18 protein-coding genes are annotated in these 21,983 nt (G+C 60.7%); 7 read left to right on the top strand and 11 right to left on the bottom strand.

Features of this window, described 5'->3' with window-relative positions:
• Positions 1 to 51 precede the first annotated feature (51 nt).
• From AOA61_RS21005 to AOA61_RS20995, 3 genes are all read left to right on the top strand, one after another.
• The gene (locus AOA61_RS21005) at positions 52 to 1,032 is read left to right on the top strand and encodes a Gfo/Idh/MocA family protein (protein WP_099602653.1); all 981 of its coding nucleotides are present in this window, start codon (positions 52 to 54) and stop codon (positions 1,030 to 1,032) included.
• Positions 1,033 to 1,068: 36 nt separating this feature from the next.
• On the top strand, positions 1,069 to 1,698 hold the full coding sequence (locus AOA61_RS21000; RefSeq protein WP_032885804.1) for a ribonuclease T2: 630 nt from the start codon (positions 1,069 to 1,071) through the stop codon (positions 1,696 to 1,698).
• Positions 1,699 to 1,807: 109 nt separating this feature from the next.
• Positions 1,808 to 2,395 (top strand): LysE family translocator, encoded by a 588-nt coding sequence (locus AOA61_RS20995; protein ID WP_099602652.1) that lies wholly within the window; start codon positions 1,808 to 1,810, stop codon positions 2,393 to 2,395.
• Here the strand turns inward: AOA61_RS20995 and AOA61_RS20990 are convergent.
• The 11 genes from AOA61_RS20990 to gloB form a co-directional block, all read right to left on the bottom strand.
• On the bottom strand, positions 2,337 to 3,224 hold the full coding sequence (locus AOA61_RS20990; protein WP_095185938.1) for an AraC family transcriptional regulator: 888 nt from the start codon (positions 3,222 to 3,224) through the stop codon (positions 2,337 to 2,339). The genes AOA61_RS20995 and AOA61_RS20990 overlap by 59 nt on opposite strands.
• A 65-nt stretch (positions 3,225 to 3,289) precedes the next feature.
• Positions 3,290 to 5,752: a TonB-dependent receptor gene (locus AOA61_RS20985; RefSeq protein ID WP_099602651.1), complete on the bottom strand. Its 2,463-nt coding sequence runs from the start codon at positions 5,750 to 5,752 to the stop codon at positions 3,290 to 3,292.
• 98 nt (positions 5,753 to 5,850) lie between these two features.
• The gene (locus tag AOA61_RS20980) at positions 5,851 to 6,801 is read right to left on the bottom strand and encodes a FecR domain-containing protein (protein ID WP_095185936.1); all 951 of its coding nucleotides are present in this window, start codon (positions 6,799 to 6,801) and stop codon (positions 5,851 to 5,853) included.
• Positions 6,798 to 7,319: a sigma-70 family RNA polymerase sigma factor gene (locus AOA61_RS20975; protein WP_099602650.1), complete on the bottom strand. Its 522-nt coding sequence runs from the start codon at positions 7,317 to 7,319 to the stop codon at positions 6,798 to 6,800. The genes AOA61_RS20980 and AOA61_RS20975 overlap by 4 nt, the downstream gene beginning before the upstream one ends.
• A 217-nt stretch (positions 7,320 to 7,536) precedes the next feature.
• Positions 7,537 to 9,138 (bottom strand): ABC transporter ATP-binding protein, encoded by a 1,602-nt coding sequence (locus AOA61_RS20970; protein WP_032885813.1) that lies wholly within the window; start codon positions 9,136 to 9,138, stop codon positions 7,537 to 7,539.
• Between the two features lies 1 nt (position 9,139).
• Positions 9,140 to 10,159 carry an ABC transporter permease gene (locus AOA61_RS20965; protein ID WP_032885814.1) on the bottom strand — a complete coding sequence of 340 codons (1,020 nt, stop codon included), beginning with the start codon at positions 10,157 to 10,159 and terminating at the stop codon, positions 9,140 to 9,142.
• Position 10,160: 1 nt separating this feature from the next.
• A complete protein-coding gene (locus tag AOA61_RS20960) occupies positions 10,161 to 11,237 on the bottom strand; it encodes a microcin C ABC transporter permease YejB (protein WP_032885816.1) in 1,077 nt (358 codons plus the stop codon).
• A complete protein-coding gene (locus AOA61_RS20955) occupies positions 11,238 to 13,076 on the bottom strand; it encodes an extracellular solute-binding protein (protein ID WP_099602649.1) in 1,839 nt (612 codons plus the stop codon).
• Entirely contained in the window at positions 13,073 to 14,902 is a 1,830-nt protein-coding gene (locus tag AOA61_RS20950; protein ID WP_099602648.1) for an extracellular solute-binding protein, read from the bottom strand. Before AOA61_RS20950 ends, AOA61_RS20955 begins: the two co-directional genes overlap by 4 nt.
• 211 nt (positions 14,903 to 15,113) lie before the next feature.
• The gene (locus tag AOA61_RS20945) at positions 15,114 to 16,523 is read right to left on the bottom strand and encodes a lytic transglycosylase domain-containing protein (RefSeq protein ID WP_032885820.1); all 1,410 of its coding nucleotides are present in this window, start codon (positions 16,521 to 16,523) and stop codon (positions 15,114 to 15,116) included.
• A 98-nt stretch (positions 16,524 to 16,621) separates the two neighbouring features.
• On the bottom strand, positions 16,622 to 17,389 hold the full coding sequence (gloB, locus tag AOA61_RS20940; protein ID WP_099602647.1) for a hydroxyacylglutathione hydrolase: 768 nt from the start codon (positions 17,387 to 17,389) through the stop codon (positions 16,622 to 16,624).
• A gap of 65 nt (positions 17,390 to 17,454) precedes the next feature.
• Between gloB and AOA61_RS20935 the strand changes: the two genes are divergently transcribed.
• The 4 genes from AOA61_RS20935 to AOA61_RS20920 all read left to right on the top strand — a co-directional run bounded on the left by AOA61_RS20935 (position 17,455) and on the right by AOA61_RS20920 (position 21,983).
• A complete protein-coding gene (locus AOA61_RS20935) occupies positions 17,455 to 18,213 on the top strand; it encodes a class I SAM-dependent methyltransferase (RefSeq protein WP_032885822.1) in 759 nt (252 codons plus the stop codon).
• Between the two features lie 45 nt (positions 18,214 to 18,258).
• A complete protein-coding gene (rnhA, locus tag AOA61_RS20930; protein ID WP_017738572.1) occupies positions 18,259 to 18,711 on the top strand; it encodes a ribonuclease HI in 453 nt (150 codons plus the stop codon).
• 73 nt (positions 18,712 to 18,784) lie between these two features.
• Positions 18,785 to 19,525: a DNA polymerase III subunit epsilon gene (gene dnaQ / locus AOA61_RS20925; RefSeq protein WP_163033241.1), complete on the top strand. Its 741-nt coding sequence runs from the start codon at positions 18,785 to 18,787 to the stop codon at positions 19,523 to 19,525.
• A 202-nt stretch (positions 19,526 to 19,727) separates the two neighbouring features.
• Positions 19,728 to 21,983, top strand: a complete 2,256-nt coding sequence (locus AOA61_RS20920; protein ID WP_099602646.1) for an Orn/Lys/Arg decarboxylase N-terminal domain-containing protein — start codon at positions 19,728 to 19,730, stop codon at positions 21,981 to 21,983.

Below are 21,983 nucleotides of genomic sequence, written 5' to 3'. Positions count from 1 at the left end.
GGATGGGTATGTGGATACTGCCCGACTGAACAAAACGCACGAGGAAAACAGATGAGCACCGTACGTTGGGGCATGATCGGCTGTGGCAGTGTCACTGAATTGAAGAGTGGGCCCGCTTTCTACAAAGCGCCAGGTTCGGCCCTAGTAGCCGTGATGGGGCGTCGCGAGGCCGCCGTGCGCGATTATGCAACACGCCATGGCATTGCCCGTTCCTATACCGACGCCCAGGCGCTGATCAACGACCCCGAGGTGGACGCGGTCTACATCGCCACACCGCCCGACAGCCACTTGGAATACAGCCTGATGGTGGCCGCGGCCGGCAAGCATTGCTGCGTCGAGAAACCCATGGCGCTGAATGCCGAGCAAAGCGCATTGATGCAACGTACCTTCGAGCGTGCCGGGCTGCATCTGTTTGTCTCCTACTACCGCCGTTCGCTGCCGCGCTTTCAGCAAGTTCGCGATTGGCTGCGGGATGGGCGCATCGGCGAGCTGCGTCAGCTTACCTGGACCCTGTGCAAACCACCGGCTGCCGAGGACGCCAGCGCCGCCAACTGGCGCACCGACCCGCTGATCGCGGGTGGCGGCTACTTTGCCGACCTGGCCAGCCACGGTTTTGACCTGTTCCAGTACCTGGCCGGGGATATCGTCGAGGTGTCCGGTTTTACCGCACGCCAGGCAGGTCGCTATGCGGCCGAGGACGCGGTTACAGCTTGCTGGACCTTCAGCTCGGGCGCGCTGGGCATGGGTTGCTGGAACTTTGTTGCCGACCGACGGGAAGACAACGTCGAGCTGATCGGCAGTAAGGGTCGCATTACGTTTGCCGTTTTCGAAGACCAACCGCTGCGCCTTGAAGGCGAGACCAACGAAGTGCTGGACGTGCCGTGCCACGCGCATATCCAGTGGCACCACGTGTTGGCCATGAACGCGCATATCCGTGGTGACGCCGAGCATCCTTCGCTGGCTATCGAGGCATTGAAAACCGACCGGATTCTGGACAAGGTGCTACAGCGCAACCCCCATCATCCCGGCTAGATGCGATATACGTGTTTTTTCTCAAGGAATAGACGGATGAGATACTGGATGGTGTTGTGCCTTGTGTTTGCTACAGGCGCAATGGCGGCCCCAAGAAGTCAGGGCACGCCTGGAGAGTTTGATTTCTACGTGTTGTCGCTGTCATGGTCGCCGACGTTTTGCCTGACGCACCCGGATAACGAACAGTGTTCAGGTAAAGGCTACGGTTTTGTGCTTCACGGTCTGTGGCCGCAATACGCGAAGGGCGGGTGGCCGGCGTCCTGTGATTCCCAGTCACGCTTGTCTCGCGAAGAGATGGACAAGGGCGCGGCGCTGTTTCCCACGCGTTCCCTGCTCAAGCACGAATGGGCCAAGCACGGTACTTGCAGTGGGCTTGATCCAATGGCGTATCTGGAAAAGACCGATGTGGCACTGGGCGTTGTCGCCATTCCGCCGCAACTGCAACCGTTCAATACACCGCCTTCGTTGCCTGCCCGTGAGATCGAGGCGTTGTTTCGCGAGAGCAACCCGCGCATGGGCAATCATGGGTTGGCCGTGATCTGCAAAGGCAAGGTGCTGTCGGAAGTGCGCGTCTGCCTGACCAAGGAGCTGGCGTTCGCCGGCTGCCCGCGCAGTGTGAAAACCCAATGCCGGGAGGGCGATATCCGCATTCCTGCGCAGCGCTGAGGCAGCCTCGCCGCGGGACTGGGGCCAGGGTGATTTTGTTCAATACCGTTTCGGCTCGGCCTTATACCGTGGATCCCTCTTCATGCATCACCATAAAAAGGGATCCGCAATGAGCTTGATTATTTCCATGGCCGCCTTCGCCCTGGCCACCTCTATCACACCGGGACCGGTCAATGTCGTGGCCCTGAGTTCCGGCGCTCGGTTCGGTTTTGCCGCCAGCCAGAAACACGTGTTCGGCGCTGCCGTCGGTTTCACCCTGCTGTTGGTGCTGATCGGCCTGGGCCTGCATGAAGTGTTACTGCGCTGGCCAATCCTGACCCAATTGATTCAATGGGGCGGCGTGGCCTTTTTGCTGTACATGGCCTGGAAACTGGCCGTCGATGATGGCCGCCTGGACGCCGAGGGCACCGCCACTGCGCCATCAATGCTTTACGGCGCCATCATGCAATGGCTCAACCCCAAGGCTTGGCTGGCTTGCGTGGCGGGAATGGGTCTGTTCGTGGCTGATGGCGACGCCGGTCAGGTGTGGCTGTTTGCAAGCCTCTATCTGGTGATCTGTTACCTGTCGGTGGCGTGCTGGGCCTATGCGGGCACCTTCCTGCGCCGCTACTTGAGTAACCCCCAGGGCGTGCGCGTGTTCAACCGCTCAATGGCCGCGTTGCTGGTGGCCAGTGTGGGTTATTTGCTGATGGCTTGAGCCGGTCGCGGTACTGGCCGGGCGTGGCGGCGAAGTGCTGTTTGAAGGCACGCTGGAAATGCGCTTGGTCGGCAAAGCCTGCGGCCAGGGCCACATCGGCGATCAGTTCGCCCTGGCGTAGTTGGCTGCGGGCAAACTGGATACGCTCATTGACCACAAACGCATGGGGCGTCAGCCCGTAATACTGCTTGAACGCGCGGATCAGGTACGACGGCGACAGCTCGGCCGCCTGGCAAATATCTTCCAGTTTCAACGCAAGGGTGCAGTGCGCGCGGATGAATTCGGCGGCGCGTTCCAGCTTGTGGTTCACCTCCCGCACTGGCGTAAGCGATGGGTTCAGGCGCTGCTGAACTTCACTGAAATAACTGATCAGTGCACTTTGCTTTTGCAGCAGTTCGGCCTGTTCGTCCACCAATGTGCTGTACAGCGCCAACAGGCCGCTGAACAACACCGGGTCACGGGTATGGGGCGTATTGAATGGCCGGTAACCCTGTTCGGTACTGAAGCCCAGTTGGTATTGCAGGTTCGTGAGCCACGGGGTATCGAGGTAGAGCATATGGTAGGACCAATGCTCGTTCTCAATAGGGTTGCAGGCATGCACGTCGCCAGGGTTCATCAATACCACCGTGCCGACGCTGATCTGGAAGGTCTCGGCGCCGTAGTGGTAATAGCTGCGTCCGGTGGTGATCGCGCCGATAGAAAAATGCTCATGGGCGTGACGGGTGTAAGTGACCTTGCGCCCGTCGGCGATGGTCCGCGCTTCTATGAACGGCAAGCGCTCGTCACGCCAGAAGCGGGGCGAGTGTGTCGCGCAAGTGTCCGGTGACATAGCGGTGGCTCCATCCCTTGGAAGAACGAGGGATGATCATTACACACGCCGCCAATGGCGTCAGCTTAGAAGTCCCACTTGGTCGCCAGCTGCAGGCTGCGCGGTTCGCCGTAGAAACCAGTGCCGAAGTTGCCGAGGCCCGTGTAGTACTTTTTGTCGAACAGGTTCTTCACGTTCAACGTGGTGCTCAGGTGCTCGTTGAAGCGGTAGCGCGCCATCAGGTCTACCAGGTAGTAGCTGTCCTGGGTGATGCGCGAGTCGTGGCCGAAGTTGACGGTATCGCTCGGATCGGGCTGGAACACGTTGCCGAAGAACGCGCTCTGCCAGTTCACGCCACCGCCCACGGTGACATTTTCCAGTGCGCCGGGCAGGCGATAGGAACTGAACAGGCGCACCACTTGCTGTGGCGTGGTGGTCTGCAGCACCGAGCTGTACACGTAGCCGTCATCGGCATCGCGGGTGTGCTGGTAGGTGTAGCCGGCGGCGATATTCCAGCCGTCCAGCACCTCGCCCGACAGTTCGGCTTCAAAGCCCTTGGTGGTCGCGCCGGCGATGGGGCGGTAAATCGAGTCTGTATCGAAGCCTGAGACATACTCGGCCACGTTGTCCTGTTCGATGCGGAACGCGGCGAAGCTGGCGTTCAAGCGACCGTCGTAGAACGCGGCCTTGAGCCCGGCTTCGTAGGTTTGGCCTTCCACTGGGTCGAGCAATTTGCGGTCAGCGTCTTTGCTGGTTTGTGGTCGGTAGATTTGGGTGTAGCTGGTGTACACCGACCAGGTGTCGTTGAGGTCATAGACGATCCCGGCGTACGGCGTGACCACGCCACTCTGGTGGTAGGTGGTGCGGTTGTCGGTCTGGGTCGGGTCGTAGAAGTCGGTGCTGTCGGTGCCGCTGAAATTGCTCACGCGGGTGCCGAGAATCACCGACAGGTCATCGGTGGGCTTCAGGCGAGTGGCCAGGTAGGCACCCGTCTGGCGTTGCACGATATCGTTCTGGCCACTGCGTGGGATGTTCGGTTTGGCGTATTCACCTTGCCAGTCGAAGATGCTGCCGCCCACGCCGGGGTAGATCGAGCCGTACACCGGCACGTCCTGTTTCGAGCGGGTGGCCATGAAGCCCATGATCAACTCATGCTCGCGGCCGAACAGGCTGAACGGTCCACTGAAATTGACGTCCAGGGTGTTCTGCACCTGGTCGCCCTTGTACTTGCCCATGAACATGTACATGCCGTCGCCGGTGACCGGGTCCGGGTTGCCGCCGCTGGCGGAGGCCAGCAGGGTGTCGTGCTGGCTGCGTTTGCGGTCGAGACTGACTTTGAGCGACCAGTCATTGGCCAAGTTGTGCTGTACCGAGGCGAAGAGCGTCTGGTTTTGGAAGTCACGGCGGCTCCAGTCGGCGGCCGGGTTGAACGAGCGCGAGAAATTCGTGCGCGAGCCGTCGCTGAAGTACATCGGGAAACCGGTCCAACTGGCGCCGCGCGAGCGAGTGTTCTGCTGGTCGATGCCAAAGGTCAGCAGGGTGTCGGGCGTCAGGTCCGCTTCCAGGATGCCGTAGGCGATGTCCTTGGTGTTCTGGTAATGGTCCAGGTAGGACTGGCGATCCTGATACACGCCGACAAAGCGCCCGCGTACATTGCCAGACTCGGTCAAAGAGCCGGAGATATCGCCTTCGGTGCGGTAGTTGTCCCAGGAGCCGAACGTCTGGGTGACCGAGGCCTTGAAGTCCTTGGTGGGCTTTTTGCGGATCAGGTTGACGGTGGCGGACGGGTCGCCGGAGCCGCTTAACAGGCCAGCCGAACCTTTGATGATTTCCAGGTGGTCGTACACCGCCATGTCGGTGCTGGTGGTGCCGTAGTCGTACACGCCGTCGTAGGTGGAGTTGACGCCGTCGTACTGGAAATTGGTGATCGGCAGGCCACGGCTGGAGAACTCCCAGCGCTCGCTGTCGTAGTTCTGCACGCTCACGCCAGGGGCGCGGCGCAGGGTATCGGCAATGCTATTGGAACCCTGATCGTCCATCTGCTGGCGGGTGATCACGGTGACCGATTGCGGGGTTTCACGCATCGATAACGGTAGACCGGTGGCCGAGGCCATCGAGCCTGTGGTGTAGGAGTGGGTGTCTTCAGTGGTAGCGCCCAAGTCCTGGCCAGAAATGGTGGTAGCGCCCAGCTCCAGGGCCCCGGTGCTGGCCGGGATCAGTTCCAGCACGTAGCCATTGTTGCCCTGGGGCAGGGCCTGCAAGCCGCTGCCTTGCAGCACGTGTTGCAAGCCACTGGCGGCGGTGTAGTTGCCCGACAGGCCAGGGCTGGTCTTGCCGGCGGCCAGGCTGTTGTGGCCGGCAATGAAAATGCCCGACTGCTCGGCAAAGCGGTTCAGCACACTGATCAGCGAACCAGCAGCGATGCGGTAGCTGCGCGTGGTCTCCTGGGTCGAAGGCGATTCGGCGGCATACACCACCGGCACACCGAGGCAAAACAGCGAAGTGGCCAGCGCCAATGGGCGCAGCGCGAAGCGAGCAGGTTGCGACATGAATGTTTCCCTTTGGATCAAGTCGATCGGCGAATTGAAAGCGTCTACAGGGTTAACCGAACGAGTTTTGAAAAAGGGAACTGGCGGCGGGGAAAAACTTACCGTGGGCCGACGGTGACCCACCATGGCATCAGCCGATCGACCCGAACCGGCAGCGCGGCTTGCAGCAGATGCAGGGCGTGGTCACTGTCCATCAGCGGGAATGAACCCATCACCGGCAAGTGCGCCACCGCCGGGTCACAGCCCAGGTGGCCGGGGCGATAGCGGTTGAGCTCGGCCACCAACTGGCCCAGGGGCAAATTGTCGGCCAGCAGCACGCCACGGCTCCAGGCTTCACGCGCGGGGGATACCGCGGTGGTTGGGTTGAAGCCATCGCGGTTGAACGCGATTTGCTGGCCGGCGTCGATGATGCGCACCTGCTGGCTGGCGGTGCGCACTTGCACCCGGCCCTCAAAGACGTTGAGCTCAGTGTGGTCTTCGCCTTGCAACACACTGAAGTGAGTGCCCAGGGCCTGCAGGCGGCCGTGTTCGGTGTCTACCAGGAAGGGTCGGCCGGCGTCCTTGGCCGTATCAATCAGCACTTCGCCAAAGCGCAGGTGCAACAGGCGTTGCAGGGGATCGAAGCGTACATCCAGTGCGCTCAGGGCGTTGAGCCATACATGACTGCCATCGGCCAGCACGGCATCGCGGGTCTCGCCGCTGCCGGTGGCGTAGTCGGCGCTCCAGCCGCCCACCAGCCGGGGCAGGGCGGTGTTGCGCCAAGTGCCCCACGCCAGGGTTGAACCGGCACACAACACCAGTAATGTTTTGAGTGTCTGGCGCCGCGAACTGCGCAAGGCGCGGCTGGCGCTCGGGGCTTGGTCCATCAGCGGCGCGAAACGCTGGCTGACGCGCTCCACATACTGCCAGGCCGCCAGATGCTCCGGGTTCTGCGCCATCCAGGCCTGCCAGCGTTGCTGCTCCTGGGCGCTGCCTTGGTCCTGCAGGCGCACGTACCAGTGCGCGGCCTGTTCCAGGCTGGCGTGGCTGAGCTTGCCGGGGGTATTCATTGCACCAGCATCCCATCCAGCTCGGCTTCGAGGATCGCGCAATGCAGCAAGGCCTGGGCCATGTATTTCTTGACCATGCGTTCGCCCACGCCCAGTTGCTCGCCAATGGCTTTGTAGGGCAGGCCATGCAGTTGGGCCAGCAGGAATGCTTCGCGAACCTTGCTCGGCAGGCGGGCGAGCATGGCGTCCACTTCGTAGAGGGTTTCGACGATGATTGCCCGCTGTTCCGGCGACGGCTGGGTACTTTCGGGACGCAGGGCGAGGCTGTCGAACCAGGCTTTTTCCAGTTGGCGACGTCGCCAATGGTCGATGCACAAACCACGGGCGATGGTGGCCAGGTAGGAGCGCTGGCGCGCGTGATCGGTCTCGGTCGGTGGGCGGCTGAGTAAGCGGATAAAGGTGTCGTGGGCCAGGTCGGCGGCATCCCAGCGGTCGTTCAGGCGTCTGCGCAACAGACCGAGCAGCCAGCCGTGGTGGGTGCCGTAGAGGTGGGTGAAGGAGGTCGACACACTAGCCATCCAGCGCGAGAGAAACGGTGTAAATAAGAATTGGTCGCGATTAAAGCAAAAGGATGGGGTGAGCGCAAATGATATTGGTTCGCTACTAGGCAGGCGTTAAGGAGTAGGGCTGAAGGTGGGAGGGGGGGCTCTCGATTGTTGTGGGTCAGCCACAGCTGCATCAGCTGACAATCCCTCATCGGGGGCAAGCCCCCTCCCACATTTGGTCTGCGTGCATTCAGGCAGGAACGAGGAACGCCGCTTCCAGCAACTGCCGGGTATACGCGTGCTGCGGATCAGCAAAAATCGCCCGCGCATCGCCTTGTTCCACCACCTGGCCATGCTTGACCACCATCAATTGGTGACTCAATGCCTTCACGACCGCCAGGTCATGGCTGATGAACAGGTAGGTCAGGTTGTACTTGGCCTGCAGGCTGCGCAGCAATTCCACGACCTGGCGTTGCACCGTGCGGTCCAGCGCCGAGGTAGGTTCGTCCAGCAGGATCAGGCGCGGCTTGAGCACCAACGCGCGGGCGATGGCGATGCGTTGGCGTTGCCCGCCGGAAAATTCGTGGGGGTAGCGATGGCGGGACTCCGGGTCCAGGCCCACTTCCTTGAGCGCCGCGATAATCGCCGCTTCCTGCTCGGCCGGCGTGCCCATTTTGTGAATGCGCAGACCTTCGCCAACGATCTCACTGACGCTCATGCGCGGGCTCAGGCTGCCGAACGGGTCCTGGAACACCACCTGCATTTCCCGGCGCAGCGGGCGCACCTGCTGTTGCGTCAGGCGGTCAAGCTGCTGGCCTTCGAAGCGAATCCCACCTTTGCTTCCGATCAAGCGCAAAATCGCCAGGCCGAGGGTGGATTTGCCCGAACCACTTTCGCCGACGATGCCCAGGGTTTGCCCTTGGGGCAGGCTAAAGTTGATGCCATCGACCGCCTTGACGTAATCGACGGTGTTGCGCAAAAAGCCCTTCTTGATCGGGAACCACACCTTCAGGTCATCGACCTCCAGCAGCGGCGGCCCGACCACATTATTGGCCGGTCCACCGCTGGGTTCGGCCGCCAGCAATTCCTGGGTGTAAGGGTGTTGCGGCGACTGGAACAGCGTCTCGCATTCGGCCTGCTCGACGATGCAACCTTTCTGCATCACACAGACGCGATGGGCAATGCGCCGCACCAGGTTCAGGTCGTGGCTGATCAGCAGCAAGGCCATGCCCAGGCGTGCCTGCAACTCCTTGAGCAGCTCCAGAATTTTTAACTGCACGGTCACGTCGAGGGCCGTGGTCGGCTCGTCGGCGATCAACAGTTCCGGCTCGTTGGCCAATGCCATGGCAATCATTACCCGCTGGCGCTGACCGCCGGACAACTCGTGGGGCAGGGCTTTTAGGCGCTTGTGCGGTTCGGGAATGCCCACCAGTTCGAGCAATTCCAGGGTGCGCTGCGTGGCAACCTTGCCGGTCAGCCCCTTGTGCAGGCCGAGCACTTCGTTGATCTGCTTCTCGATGGAGTGCAGTGGGTTCAACGAGGTCATCGGCTCCTGGAAGATCATTGCGATGCGGTTACCGCGAATGTGCCGCAGGGTCTTTTCCTTGAGGGTCAGCAAGTCTTGTCCGGCGTACTGGATGATGCCGCTTGGGTGCCGTGCCAAGGGGTAGGGCAGCAGGCGCAGGATCGAGTGGGCGGTCACCGACTTGCCAGAGCCGCTCTCGCCGACCAGCGCGATGGTTTCGCCGCGTTTGATGTCGAAGCTGACGTTGTTGACCACCCTGTGGTGATGCTCGCCGGTGACAAACTCGACGCTGAGGTCGCGGATTTCGATCAGATTGTCCTGATTCATCTCATTTCCTCGGGTCGAAGGCATCGCGAGCGGACTCGCCGATAAACACCAGCAAGCTCAACATGATCGCCAGCACGGCAAACGCGCTCATGCCCAGCCACGGTGCTTGCAGGTTGGATTTGCCCTGGGCTACCAGTTCACCCAGGGACGGCGAGCCGGCTGGCAGACCAAAGCCGAGGAAGTCCAGTGCGGTCAGGGTGCCGATAGCGCCAGTGAGGATGAACGGCATAAAGGTCATGGTTGAGACCATGGCGTTGGGCAGGATGTGGCGGAACATGATCGCGCCGTTCTGCATCCCCAGTGCCCGGGCTGCACGCACGTATTCAAGGTTGCGCCCACGCAGGAACTCGGCGCGCACTACATCCACCAGGCTCATCCAGGAAAACAGCAGCATGATGCCCAGCAGCCACCAGAAATTGGGCTGCACGAAGCTGGCGAGGATGATCAACAAATACAGCACCGGCAGCCCGGACCAGATTTCCAGGAAACGCTGCCCGGCCAGGTCGACCCAGCCGCCATAGAAACCCTGCAAGGCTCCGGCGATTACGCCAATGATCGAGCTTAGGATGGTCAGGGTCAGGGCAAACAGCACCGAAACCCGGAACCCGTAGATCACCCGCGCCAGTACATCGCGGCCCTGGTCATCGGTACCCAGCAAGTTCACGGAAGAGGGCGGCGCGGGGGCCGGCACTTTCAGGTCGTAGTTAATGCTCTGATAGCTGAACGGGATCGGTGCCCACAGAGTCCAGGCGTCCTTGGCCTTGAGCAGCTCCTGGATATACGGGCTCTTGTAGTTGGCTTCCAGTGGGAATTCGCCGCCGAAGGTGGTTTCCGGGTAGCGCTTGAGCGCCGGGAAATACCAGTCGCCGTCGTAGTGCACGGCCAGCGGCTTGTCGTTGGCGATCAGCTCCGCGCCCAGGCTCAGCCCGAACAGGATCAGGAACAGCCACAGGGACCACCAGCCACGTTTGTTGGCCTTGAAACGCTCGAACCGGCGGCGATTGAGGGGGGATAGATTCATCTCAATGCTCCCGGCTGGCGAAGTCGATACGCGGATCGACCAGGGTGTAGGTGAGGTCACCGATCAGTTTCACGATCAGCCCCAGCAGGGTGAAGATAAACAGCGTGCCAAACACCACCGGGTAGTCGCGGTTGATCGCCGCTTCAAAGCTCATCAGGCCCAGGCCGTCGAGGGAGAAGATCACTTCCACCAGCAACGAGCCGGTGAAGAAAATCCCGATGAACGCGGACGGAAACCCGGCGATCACCAGCAGCATCGCGTTACGGAACACATGGCCGTAGAGCACGCGGTGGTTGGTCAGACCCTTGGCCTTGGCGGTGACCACGTACTGCTTGTTGATCTCGTCGAGAAAGCTGTTTTTGGTGAGCAGCGTCATGGTTGCGAAGTTGCCGATGACCAGCGCAGTGATGGGCAATGCCAGGTGCCAGAAGTAGTCAAGGATCTTGCCGCCCCAGCTCAACTCGTCGAAGTTGTTGGAGGTGAGCCCGCGCAACGGGAACCAGTCGAAGTAACTGCCGCCGGCAAATACCACGATCAGCAGGATGGCGAACAAAAACGCCGGGATCGCGTAGCCGACGATGATCGCCGAACTGGTCCAGACGTCGAAATGGCTGCCATGCCGCGTGGCCTTGGCGATCCCCAGGGGGATCGACACCAGGTACATGATCAGCGTGCTCCATAACCCAAGGGAGATGGACACCGGCATCTTTTCCTTGATCAGGTCGATGACCTTGGCGTCACGGAAGAAGCTGTCGCCAAAATCCAGCTGGGCGTAGTTCTTGACCATGATCCACAAGCGTTCCGGCGCCGACTTGTCGAAGCCGTACATCTTTTCGATTTCCTTGATCAGCGCCGGGTCCAGCCCTTGGGCGCCGCGATAGCTGCTGGAACCAGCCACCGAGACTTCGGCGCCGCCGCCGGCAATGCGGCTGGTGGCGCCTTCAAAGCCCTCAAGCTTGGCGATCATCTGTTCCACCGGACCACCGGGGGCGGCCTGGATAATGATGAAGTTGATCAGCAGGATCCCGAACAGCGTGGGGATGATCAGTAACAGGCGGCGAACAATATAGGCCAGCATTTAATCGCCTCCGCTCGCCGAATCGGCGTTCGTGTCTGTGTCCAAGGTGACGGCAGGTTTGACATTGGGTTTGCTCCACCAGGTGGCTGTGCCCACGTCGTAGCGCGGCGGGACTTTGGGGTGCCCCAGGTGGTCCCAATACGCCACGCGGAACGTCTTGATATGCCAGTTGGGGATCACGTAGTAGCCAAACTGCAGCACGCGATCCAGCGCTTTGGCATGGGCCACGAGGCTTTTGCGCGAATCGGCGTCGATCAGTTCTTCCACCAACTGGTCCACTGCTGGGTCCTTGAGGCCCATGTAGTTGCGGCTGCCAGGCTTGTCGGCGCTGGAAGACTTCCAGAACTCCCGTTGTTCGTTACCCGGCGAAGTGGACTGCGGGAAGCTGCCCACCATCATGTCGAAGTCCCGAGAGCGGACGCGGTTGACGAACTGCGAGACGTCCACCCGACGGATTACCAGGTCGATGCCCAGGTCCGCCAGGTTGCGCTTGAAGGGCAGCAGGATGCGTTCGAACTCGGTCTGTGCCAGCAGGAACTCGATGGTCACAGGTTTACCCGTGGTGTCGACCATCTTGTCATCAACGATGCGCCAGCCGGCCTCCTGCAGCAGTTGGTAGGCCTCGCGTTGCTGGGCGCGGATCATGCCGCTGGCGTCGGTTTTGGCCGGCTCGAAGGCCTGGGTGAAGACTTCGGCCGGAATTTTGTCGCGCAGGGGCTCGAGGATTTTCAGCTCATCCGGGCCGGGGAGGCCGGTGGCGGCCATTTCAGAGTTTTCGAAGTAACTGCGGGTGCGGGTGTAGGCGCCGTTGAACAGCTGTTTGTTGCTCCACTCGAAGTCCAGCAACAGGCTGATGGCCTTGCGCACGCGCACGTCCTGGAACATCGCCTTGCGCGTATTGAACACAAAACCTTGCATGCCCGTGGGATTGCCGTTGGGGATCTCTTCCTTGATCAACCGGCCCTGGGTCACTGCCGGAATGTTGTAGGCGTTGGCCCAGTTCTTGGCGCTGAATTCCAGCCAGTAGTCGAACTGCCCGGCCTTCAACGCTTCCAGGGACACGGTGCTGTCGCGGTAGTAGTCCGTGATGCGGTTATCGAAATTGTAGAAACCCTTGGTGATCGGCAGGTCCTTGGCCCAGTAGTCTTTGACCCGCTCGTAGCGGATCATGCGCCCGGCCTTGACCTCGGCCACCTTGTACGGCCCGCTGCCCAGCGGCACCTCCAGGTTGCCCTTGGCGAAGTCCCGCGTGGCCCACCAATGCTTGGGCAGTACCGGCAGTTGGCCGAGGATCAGTGGCAACTCGCGGTTGTTGGTGCGCTTGAATTTGAACAACACCCGCAGCGGGTCTTCGGCGACCACTTCATCGACATCGGCGTAGTAGGTGCGGTAGATCGGCGAGCCTTCCTTCATCAGTTCCTGGAACGTGAACACCACGTCTTCGGCGCGGATCGGGTGGCCGTCGTGGAACCGCGCTTCGGGGCGCAGGTAGAAACGCACCCAGCTGTTGTCCGGGGCTTTTTCGATCTTGCCGGCGACCAGGCCGTATTCGGTGATGGGTTCGTCCAGGCTCTGCATGGCGAGGGTGTCGTAGATCAGACTGATGTTGTCGGCCGGCACGCCCTTGCTGATAAACGGGTTGAGGCTGTCGAAGCCGCCCATGCTCGATTCGCGGAAGGTGCCGCCCTTGGGGGCATCCGGGTTCACATAGTCGAAGTGCTTGAAGTCGGCGGGGTATTTCGGCGGCTCGTTGTAGAGCGTCAGCGCATGTTGCGGCGCCGCGTGGGCTGCGGAGCACAGCAACAGGCCGGCAAACAGTGAAGTACGCAAAGACATCATTGGGCTTTCTCCGACGCTTTCAGCCACCACGCGCTCAGGCCCAGGCTGTAGGGCGGCGTGGTGACAAAGGCGAACCGGTTACGGTACGCCAGGCGATGATAGTTGAGGTACCAGTTGGGAATGCTGTAGTGCTGCCACAGGAGCACTCGGTCCAGGGCGCGGCCGGCGGCCAGTTGTTCTTCGCGGGTCTGCGCGGCCAGCAGTTGTTCCAGCAGGTGATCGACAACGGGGTTGGCGATGCCCGCGTAGTTCTTGCTGCCCTTGATTGCGGCCTGGCTGGAGTGGAAGTACTGCCACTGCTCAAGGCCGGGGCTCAGGGTCTGATTGAGGGTGATCAGGATCATGTCGAAGTCGAACTGATCCAGGCGCTGCTTGTACTGCGCGCGGTCAACGGTGCGCAGCCGCGCGTCGATGCCGATGCTGATCAGGTTCTCGACATAGGGCTGCAGGATGCGCTCCAGGTTCGGATTGACCAGCAGAATCTCGAAGCGCAGCGGTTGCCCGTCCTTGTTGAGCAGGCGTTGGCCCGACAGCTTCCACCCGGCTTCGCCCAGCAGCGACAGGGCGCGGCGCATGTTTTCACGGGGGATGCCGCGCCCGTCGGTCTGCGGCAGGCTGAAGGCTTGGGTAAACAGGTTCGCCGGCAATTGCTCGCGGTACGGCGAGAGCATCAGCCATTCGTGGCCCACGGGTACGCCGGTCGCCGCGAATTCGCTGTTGGGGTAGTAGCTCAAAGTGCGTTTGTAGGCGTTGCTGAACAGCGTGCGGTTGGTCCATTCGAAGTCGAACATCAGCCCCAGGGCTTCGCGCACCTTGGTCTGGCTGAAGGTCGGCCGGCGGGTGTTCATGAACAGGCCCTGGCTCTGAGTGGGGATCTGGTGAGCGATCTGCGCCTTGATCACGTCACCCCGGTTCACCGCCGGGAAGTTGTAACCATTCGCCCAATTCTTGGCCTGGTGCTCGATATAGATGTCGAACTCGCCGGCCTTGAAGGCTTCGAAGGCCACGTCGCTGTCGCGGTAGAACTCCACCTCGACCTTGTCGTAGTTATAGAAACCCTGGTTGACCGGCAGGTCCTTGCCCCAGTAATCCTTGACCCGTTCGAACACCAATTGGCGCCCAGGCGTGACCTTGCTGATACGGTAAGGCCCACTGCCCAGCGGCGGTTCGAAAGTGGTCGCCTTGAAATCGCGGTTTTTCCAATAGTGTTGGGGCAGCACCGGTAACTCGCCCAAGCGCAGGATCAGCAGCGGGTTGCCGGCGCGCTTGAATACAAAGCGGATGCGGTGACGGTTGAGGATGTCCACCCGCGCCACTTCCTGCAGGTTGGTGCGGTATTGCGGGTGGCCTTCGGTCAGCAGAGTGCGATAGGAAAACGCCACGTCATACGCGGTGATCGGCTTGCCGTCGTGAAAGCGTGCTTCCGGGCGCAGGTTGAACACTACCCAACTGCGGTCCTCGCTGTACTCCACCGATTGGGCAATCAATCCGTAACTTGAGGTCGGCTCATCGCCGGATGGCGCGTACTGGCCGGTGCCGACCATCAATGGTTCGTTGAGCTCATTGACGCCGTATTGCAGGAAGTTGGGGGTTGAAACCGGGCTTGAGCCTTTGAACGTGTAGGGGTTGAGCGTATCGAAGGTGCCAAATGCCATGACCCGCAAGGTCCCGCCTTTCGGCGCTGCAGGATTTACCCAATCGAAGTGGGTGAATTTGGCTGGGTATTTGAGCCTGCCGAACTGCGTATACCCGTGGCTCTCGGTAATCGTCGCGTTCGCACCAAAGCTCAAGGCCAGACTTATTAGTAGAAGGAGGGGACGCTTCAAGTCAGAGATCCGATCCAGGCGGCTTGGGCTTTATGGTCGGTACAGTAACAGCTTGTTCCGGTTGGAAAAAGCCGGTTGGGAACACTGGAGATTCAGTGTAGGAGGGGGCTTGCCCCCGATAGCAGTTTGTCAGCCACCAGATTCATTGGCTGATCCACCGATATCGGGGGCAAGCCCCCTCCCACATTGGTTCTACAGTGTTCTGAAAGCCTTAGCGCGGCCCGGAAACTACCAGCATCTGCCCCGGCTTCAACGCCTGGCCAGTACGCGGGTTCCAACGCTTGAGATGTTGCATCTCGACGTTGAAACGCTTGGCGACGATGTACAGCGAGTCGCCTTTCTTGACCTTGTACTGCACCGGCTTCTTGCTGCTGGCTACTGCGCGGCGGGTGTCCTGCATCACCAGGGTCTGGCCAACCTTGAGGGCCTGGCCGTTAAGCTTGTTCCAGCGTTGCAGGTCATGCACATCGACCTTGTTGGCCTTGGCAATCAGCGTGAGGTTGTCGCCGCTGCGCACCTTGTAGCTTCGGCTGCGGCCGGCAACCCGTGCGGTCTCAACTTCGTCGAAGACCTGTTTCTTCGGGCGCATCGCCAGTAATTCTTCAGGCTTCATCGTCGAAAGGGTGCTGGTCAGCAACTGCGCCTTGGAACTCGGTACCAACAGATGCTGCGGGCCATCCAGGGTGGTGCGTTGTTTCAGGGCCGGGTTGAGCTGGAACAGCTCGTCTTCATCGATTTCAGCCAGCGCAGCGACCCGTGACAGGTCCATGCTTTGTTTGACTTCTACGACTTCGAAGTAAGGCGTGTTGGCAATCGGGTTCAGGTTGACGCCGTAGGCCTCAGGGGCCAGCACCACCTGGGACAGCGCCAGGAACTTGGGCACGTAATCCTTGGTTTCCTGGGGCAGGGGCAGGTTCCAGTAGTCGGTGGGCAGACCGAGCTTCTCGTTGCGCTCGATCGCCCGGCTCACCGTGCCTTCGCCGGCGTTATAGGCTGCCAGCGCCAGCAGCCAGTCGCCGTTGAACATGTCGTGCAGACGGGTCAGGTAGTCCAGGGCGGCGGTGGTGGAGGCGGTAATGTCGCGGCGGCCATCATAGGCGCGGGTCTGGCGCAGGTTGAAGTAGCGCCCGGTGGAGGGGATGAACTGCCACAAGCCGACGGCATCGCTGCGCGAATAGGCCATTGGGTTGTAGGCACTTTCGATCACTGGCAGCAGCGCCAGCTCCAGGGGCATGTTGCGTTCTTCAAGGCGTTCGACGATGTAATGAATGTAGAGACTGCCGCGTTCGCCGGCGTTCTCCAGGAAGGACGGGTTGCTGGCGAACCACAGGCGCTGTTGCTCGATGCGCGGGTTGACGCCAACGTTGTCCTGCAATTGAAAGCCCCGTCGCATGCGTTCCCAGACATCCTGCGGTACTTCGGGAGCAGGTTTTTCTGAAAGCCAGATGACGGGTTTCTGTTTGATTTTGGCAGTAAGGTTGGGCTTGGGTTGCACGGTGGATTGTGCAGTGAAATTGGTCGATTGGCAGCCCGCCAGCGTTGCGGACACAGCCACCGCCACAGCTTGAGCCAGGCGGGTCAATGCGTCTGAATGGTTGGATTTACGAATAGATGACGACATTGGCTGGAAGTAAGTTCCGGGCAAAAATGTCGGGCGATTCTAGAAAGCACTTTGGTTCCGGTCAACCATTCAGAAATTACGTATCAGATTGCATCGTCTTAGAACTTATCTTTCCAAGCCCTCAAGCTAGCAAACACCTCGGCCCCAGAGCGGTTGTCGCGGCCATTCCGTTCGTCCGCTTTTTGTTTAACGGATGTTTCAGAAGTACGCAGAAAAGGGTTGGTGCGTTTTTCCAATGCCAGGTTGGAGGGCAGTGTTATCTCACCACGGGCCCGGAGTTGGCGGACGATTTCCACCCGTTCGGCGATATCGGCGTTGTCCGGTTCCACTGCCTGGGCGAACTTGAGGTTACTTTGTGTGTATTCGTGGGTGCAGTACACCAGCGTGTCGGCGGGCAGTGCGGCCAGGCGCTCAAGGGAAGTGTGCATCTGCTCCGGCGTGCCTTCGAACAGGCGGCCGCAGCCGGCGGCGAACAGGGTGTCGCCACAGAACAGCACGCCCTGGTGATAGAAGGCGATGTGGCCGAGGGTGTGGCCTGGCACGGTATAGATGTCAAAGTCCCAGCCGAGCACGTTGATGCGATCGTTATCCTGCAGGGCGACGTCCCGCGCCGGGATCTGCTCGTTGGCCGGTCCGTAGACCTTGGCATCGGTCACGCGCTTGAGTTGCTCGACGCCACCCACGTGATCATGGTGATGGTGGGTGATCAGGATGTCGCTCAGGGTCCACTCCGGATGTTGCGTAAGCCAGGCCAGTACCGGCGCGGCATCGCCGGGATCGACCACCGCGCAACGTTGGGTATGCGGGTCCTGTAGCAACCATATGTAGTTATCGGTGAAGGCGGGCAGAGCACTGATCTGTATCATTCTTCGATTCGCCAAGCTGAACACATTGGTGCATCTTAGAACGTCTAGGCGAGTTGGAGAATGCAATGACTGATAAAGCGTTCGCCCAGGCCGATCCTGAGTGGCTGGCCCTGATCGGCGCGGCCCGCGAATGGCTGTCCGGGCCCATCGGGCAATTTTTGCTGGATGAAGAACGGCGCATGCTCGAAGACGAGTTGGGTCGTTTCTTTGGTGGCTACCTCGTGCATTACGGTCCCTCGGCACAGACGCCGCCGTCTGCGCCGCAGGTGCAGCGCAATGTGCGCCTGGGTGCGCCGTTGCCGGGCGTAGAGATCGTTTGTGAGGAACAGGCCTGGCCGTTGAGCGAGCACGCTGCGGATGTGGTGGTGTTGCAGCATGGTCTGGATTTCTGCCTGTCGCCTCACGGGTTGCTGCGCGAGGCGGCGAGCAGCGTGCGCCCTGGTGGCCATTTGCTGATTGTTGGTATCAACCCCTGGAGCAGTTGGGGGCTGCGCCATGTGTTCGCTCATGATGGCCTTCGCCAGGCGCGCTGCATCTCGCCGTCGCGGGTGGCGGACTGGTTGAACCTGCTGGGCTTCGCGCTGGAGAAACGCCGCTTCGGGTGCTATCGTCCGCCGCTTGCCTCGACCAAGTGGCAGGCGCGCCTGGCCGGCTGGGAACGCCGCGCGGGTGCCTGGCAACTGTCGGGCGGCGGCTTCTATTTATTAGTAGCGCGCAAGATTGTGGTCGGGCTGCGGCCAGTGCGCCAGGTGCCCCGCCAGCCCATGGGCAAGCTGGTGCCGATGCCGATGGCCAAGGTCAATCGCAAGCAAAGCGAACCGTAAAACCTTTTTGATTTCAGATCCCGCCTGTTTTGATGGATGTAACCGATGACCGATACCGTAGAACTCTTCACCGATGGCGCCTGCAAGGGCAACCCAGGCCCCGGCGGCTGGGGCGCGTTGCTGGTGTGCAAGGGCGTCGAGAAGGAACTGTGGGGCGGCGAAGCCAACACCACCAACAACCGCATGGAATTGATGGGCGCGATTCGCGGCCTTGAAGAACTCAAGCGCCGTTGCAACGTACTGCTGGTGACCGACTCGCAGTACGTGATGAAGGGCATCAACGAGTGGATGGTCAACTGGAAAAAGCGCGGTTGGAAGACCGCCGCCAAAGAACCGGTCAAGAATGCCGACCTATGGCAACTGCTCGATGAGCAATGCAATCGCCATGACATCACTTGGAAGTGGGTACGTGGTCACATCGGCCACCCCGGCAACGAGCGTGCCGACCAGTTGGCCAACCGTGGCGTGGATGAAGTGCGGGGCTACAAGCAAAGCTGATGCCGTCTGACGTGTTAACATCCCGCCCTTTGACGCACACCACCACCCCGTTGAGAGCTGAACCCTGATGGCCATCCGATCTGTTGTACTCGATACCGAAACCACCGGCATGCCGGTGACTGACGGCCACCGGATCATTGAAATCGGCTGTGTCGAACTCATGGGTCGGCGCCTCACCGGGCGTCACTTCCACGTCTACCTGCAACCGGATCGCGACAGTGACGAAGGCGCCATCGGCGTCCACGGCATCACCGACGAGTTCCTCAAGGGCAAACCGCGTTTTGCCGAGGTGGCCGATGAGTTCTTCGAATTCATCAACGGCGCCCAGTTGATCATCCATAACGCGGCGTTCGACGTCGGCTTCATCAACAACGAATTTGCCCTCATGGGGCAGACGGATCGCGCGGATATTTCCCAGCACTGCTCGATCCTCGACACCTTGATGATGGCCAGGGAGCGTCACCCTGGCCAGCGCAACAGCCTGGATGCATTGTGCAAGCGGTATGGCGTCGACAACTCCGGCCGAGAACTCCACGGCGCCTTGCTCGACTCCGAGATTCTCGCCGACGTCTACCTGACCATGACCGGCGGGCAGACCAGCCTGTCCCTGGCCGGCAATGCTTCCGATGGCAGCGGCTCTGCGGAAGGCTCGGGCAATCGTCCTTCGGAAATCCGGCGCCTGCCGGCAGATCGCAAGCCGACCACCATTCTCCGCGCCAGCGAGCAGGACATGGTCGAGCATGCGCAACGCCTGGAAGCGATTGCCAAGTCGGCGGGCGCGCCGGCGCTGTGGACCCAGTTGACACAACAATAGCCCTGCGTGGGTCCGATCAACCTGTGCGAGGGGGCTCGCCCCCGATAGCGGTGGATCAGCCAATCAACTATTAGCTGACACACCGTGATCGGGAGAAAGCCACCTCCCACAGTTGATCTGCATAGCTTTCAAAATCTTCATTCGCGTCATCGCTTCCCAGCTTCTACCCTGAGTGCATAGCCCTCAGGACTCCCACGCCCCCATGTACAAAGACCTGAAGTTCCCTATCCTTATCGTGCACCGCGACATCAAGGCCGACTCCGTTGCCGGCGACCGGGTCCGCGGCATTGCCAGGGAGTTGGAACAAGAGGGCTTCAGTGTTTTTTCCGCCGTGGACTACGCCGAAGGTCGGCTAGTGGCGTCTACCCATCACGGCTTGGCCTGCATGTTGATCGCCGCCGAAGGCGCTGGCGAAAATACCCATCTGCTGCAAAACATGGTTGAGCTGATTCGCTTGGCGCGGGTACGGGCACCGAATCTGCCGATCTTTGCCTTGGGCGAGCAAGTCACCCTGGAAAACGCCCCGGCCGATGCCATGAGCGAGCTCAATCAACTGCGTGGCATCCTTTATCTGTTCGAAGACACCGTGCCATTCCTGGCCCGGCAAGTGGCCCGCGCTGCGCGCACCTACCTGGATGGCCTGTTGCCGCCGTTCTTCAAGGCCTTGGTGCAGCACACCGCTGATTCAAATTATTCCTGGCACACCCCCGGCCATGGCGGTGGCGTGGCCTACCGCAAAAGCCCGGTGGGGCAGGCATTTCATCAGTTCTTTGGGGAAAACACCCTGCGTTCGGATTTGTCGGTCTCTGTTCCCGAATTGGGCTCGCTGCTGGACCACACTGGCCCCCTGGCCGAAGCAGAGGCTCGTGCTGCCCGTAATTTTGGCGCTGACCACACCTTCTTTGTGATCAACGGCACTTCCACCGCCAACAAGATTGTCTGGCACTCGATGGTCGCCCGCGATGATTTGGTGCTGGTGGACCGCAACTGCCACAAGTCGGTATTGCACTCGATCATCATGACCGGCGCGATCCCGCTGTACCTGTGCCCGGAGCGCAACGAGCTGGGCATTATCGGTCCGATCCCCCTGAGTGAATTCAGCCCCGAGTCGATCCGCGCCAAGATCGACGCCAGCCCGTTGACCCGTGGCCGGCCAGCGAAAGTGAAGTTGGCCGTGGTCACCAACTCCACCTATGACGGCCTGTGCTACAACGCCGAGCTGATCAAGCAGCAATTGGGCAACAGCGTCGAGGTGCTGCACTTTGACGAAGCCTGGTACGCCTACGCGGCGTTCCACGAATTCTTTGCCGGGCGCTATGGCATGGGCACCTCGCGCACTCCGGACAGCCCACTGGTGTTCACCACTCACTCCACTCACAAGTTGTTGGCCGCGTTCAGCCAGGCCTCGATGATCCATGTACAGGACGGCGGCGCCCGTCAGTTGGACCGTGACCGTTTCAACGAGGCGTTCATGATGCACATCTCCACCTCGCCTCAGTACAGCATCATCGCGTCGCTGGACGTGGCTTCGGCGATGATGGAAGGCCCTGCCGGGCGTTCGTTGCTCCAGGAAATGTTCGACGAAGCCCTGAGTTTTCGCCGCGCGCTGGCTAACCTCCGCCAGCATATCGCCGCTGAAGATTGGTGGTTCTCGATCTGGCAGCCGCCGTCGGTGGCGGGCATCGACCGCGTCGCGACGGAGGACTGGCTGTTGCAGCCGCAGGATGACTGGCATGGCTTTGGGGATGTGGCCGAAGATTATGTGTTGTTGGACCCGATCAAAGTGACGCTGGTCATGCCCGGTCTCAATGCCGGCGGCGCCTTGAGCGATTGTGGGATCCCTGCCGCCGTGGTCAGTAAGTTCCTCTGGGAGCGCGGGTTGGTGGTGGAGAAGACCGGGTTGTATTCCTTCCTCGTGTTGTTTTCCATGGGCATCACCAAAGGCAAATGGAGTACGTTGCTCACCGAGTTGTTGGAATTCAAACGCAGCTACGACGCGAATGTCAGCCTGGCCAGTTGTTTGCCCTCGGTGTTTGCCCAAGGGCCGGCGCGTTATCAGGGCCTGGGTTTGCGCGACCTGTGCGACCAATTGCACAGCTGTTACCGCAGCAACGCCACCGCCAAACACCTCAAGCGCATGTACACCGTATTACCGGAAATTGCGATGAAACCGGCGCACGCCTACGACCAATTGGTAAGGGGTGAAGTGGAAGCAGTGTCTATTGATGCCTTGCCAGGACGCGTCGCAGCCGTGATGCTGGTGCCGTATCCGCCTGGCATTCCGTTGATCATGCCCGGCGAGCGCTTTACCGAGAGCACCCGCTCGATCATCGACTACCTGGCATTTGCCCGTACGTTCGATAGCAGTTTTCCCGGTTTTTTTGCCGATGTTCACGGGTTACAACACGAAGATGACGGCAGTGGTCGTTGTTACACCGTCGACTGCATCAAGGGTTAA

Origin of the sequence: Pseudomonas sp. 2995-1 (assembly GCF_002742505.1) — a bacterium.
GTDB lineage: Bacteria > Pseudomonadota > Gammaproteobacteria > Pseudomonadales > Pseudomonadaceae > Aquipseudomonas > Aquipseudomonas sivasensis.
This window is presented reverse-complemented; position numbering and strand designations above follow the sequence as displayed.

Excerpts from the sequence above, each read along its gene's own strand:
- gloB (WP_099602647.1), bottom strand. The coding sequence starts at position 17,389 with ATGATACAGATCAGTGCTCTGCCCGCCTTCACCGATAACTACATATGG.
- AOA61_RS20970 (WP_032885813.1), bottom strand. The coding sequence starts at position 9,138 with ATGAATCAGGACAATCTGATCGAAATCCGCGACCTCAGCGTCGAGTTT.
- AOA61_RS20955 (WP_099602649.1), bottom strand. The coding sequence starts at position 13,076 with ATGATGTCTTTGCGTACTTCACTGTTTGCCGGCCTGTTGCTGTGCTCC.
- AOA61_RS20960 (WP_032885816.1), bottom strand. The coding sequence starts at position 11,237 with ATGCTGGCCTATATTGTTCGCCGCCTGTTACTGATCATCCCCACGCTG.
- AOA61_RS20995 (WP_099602652.1), top strand. The coding sequence starts at position 1,808 with ATGAGCTTGATTATTTCCATGGCCGCCTTCGCCCTGGCCACCTCTATC.
- AOA61_RS20945 (WP_032885820.1), bottom strand. The coding sequence starts at position 16,523 with ATGTCGTCATCTATTCGTAAATCCAACCATTCAGACGCATTGACCCGC.
- AOA61_RS20985 (WP_099602651.1), bottom strand. The coding sequence starts at position 5,752 with ATGTCGCAACCTGCTCGCTTCGCGCTGCGCCCATTGGCGCTGGCCACT.
- AOA61_RS20980 (WP_095185936.1), bottom strand. The coding sequence starts at position 6,801 with ATGAATACCCCCGGCAAGCTCAGCCACGCCAGCCTGGAACAGGCCGCG.
- AOA61_RS20965 (WP_032885814.1), bottom strand. The coding sequence starts at position 10,159 with ATGAATCTATCCCCCCTCAATCGCCGCCGGTTCGAGCGTTTCAAGGCC.
- AOA61_RS20990 (WP_095185938.1), bottom strand. The coding sequence starts at position 3,224 with ATGTCACCGGACACTTGCGCGACACACTCGCCCCGCTTCTGGCGTGAC.
- AOA61_RS20975 (WP_099602650.1), bottom strand. The coding sequence starts at position 7,319 with ATGGCTAGTGTGTCGACCTCCTTCACCCACCTCTACGGCACCCACCAC.
- AOA61_RS21000 (WP_032885804.1), top strand. The coding sequence starts at position 1,069 with ATGAGATACTGGATGGTGTTGTGCCTTGTGTTTGCTACAGGCGCAATG.
- AOA61_RS20935 (WP_032885822.1), top strand. The coding sequence starts at position 17,455 with ATGACTGATAAAGCGTTCGCCCAGGCCGATCCTGAGTGGCTGGCCCTG.
- rnhA (WP_017738572.1), top strand. The coding sequence starts at position 18,259 with ATGACCGATACCGTAGAACTCTTCACCGATGGCGCCTGCAAGGGCAAC.
- AOA61_RS20920 (WP_099602646.1), top strand. The coding sequence starts at position 19,728 with ATGTACAAAGACCTGAAGTTCCCTATCCTTATCGTGCACCGCGACATC.
- AOA61_RS21005 (WP_099602653.1), top strand. The coding sequence starts at position 52 with ATGAGCACCGTACGTTGGGGCATGATCGGCTGTGGCAGTGTCACTGAA.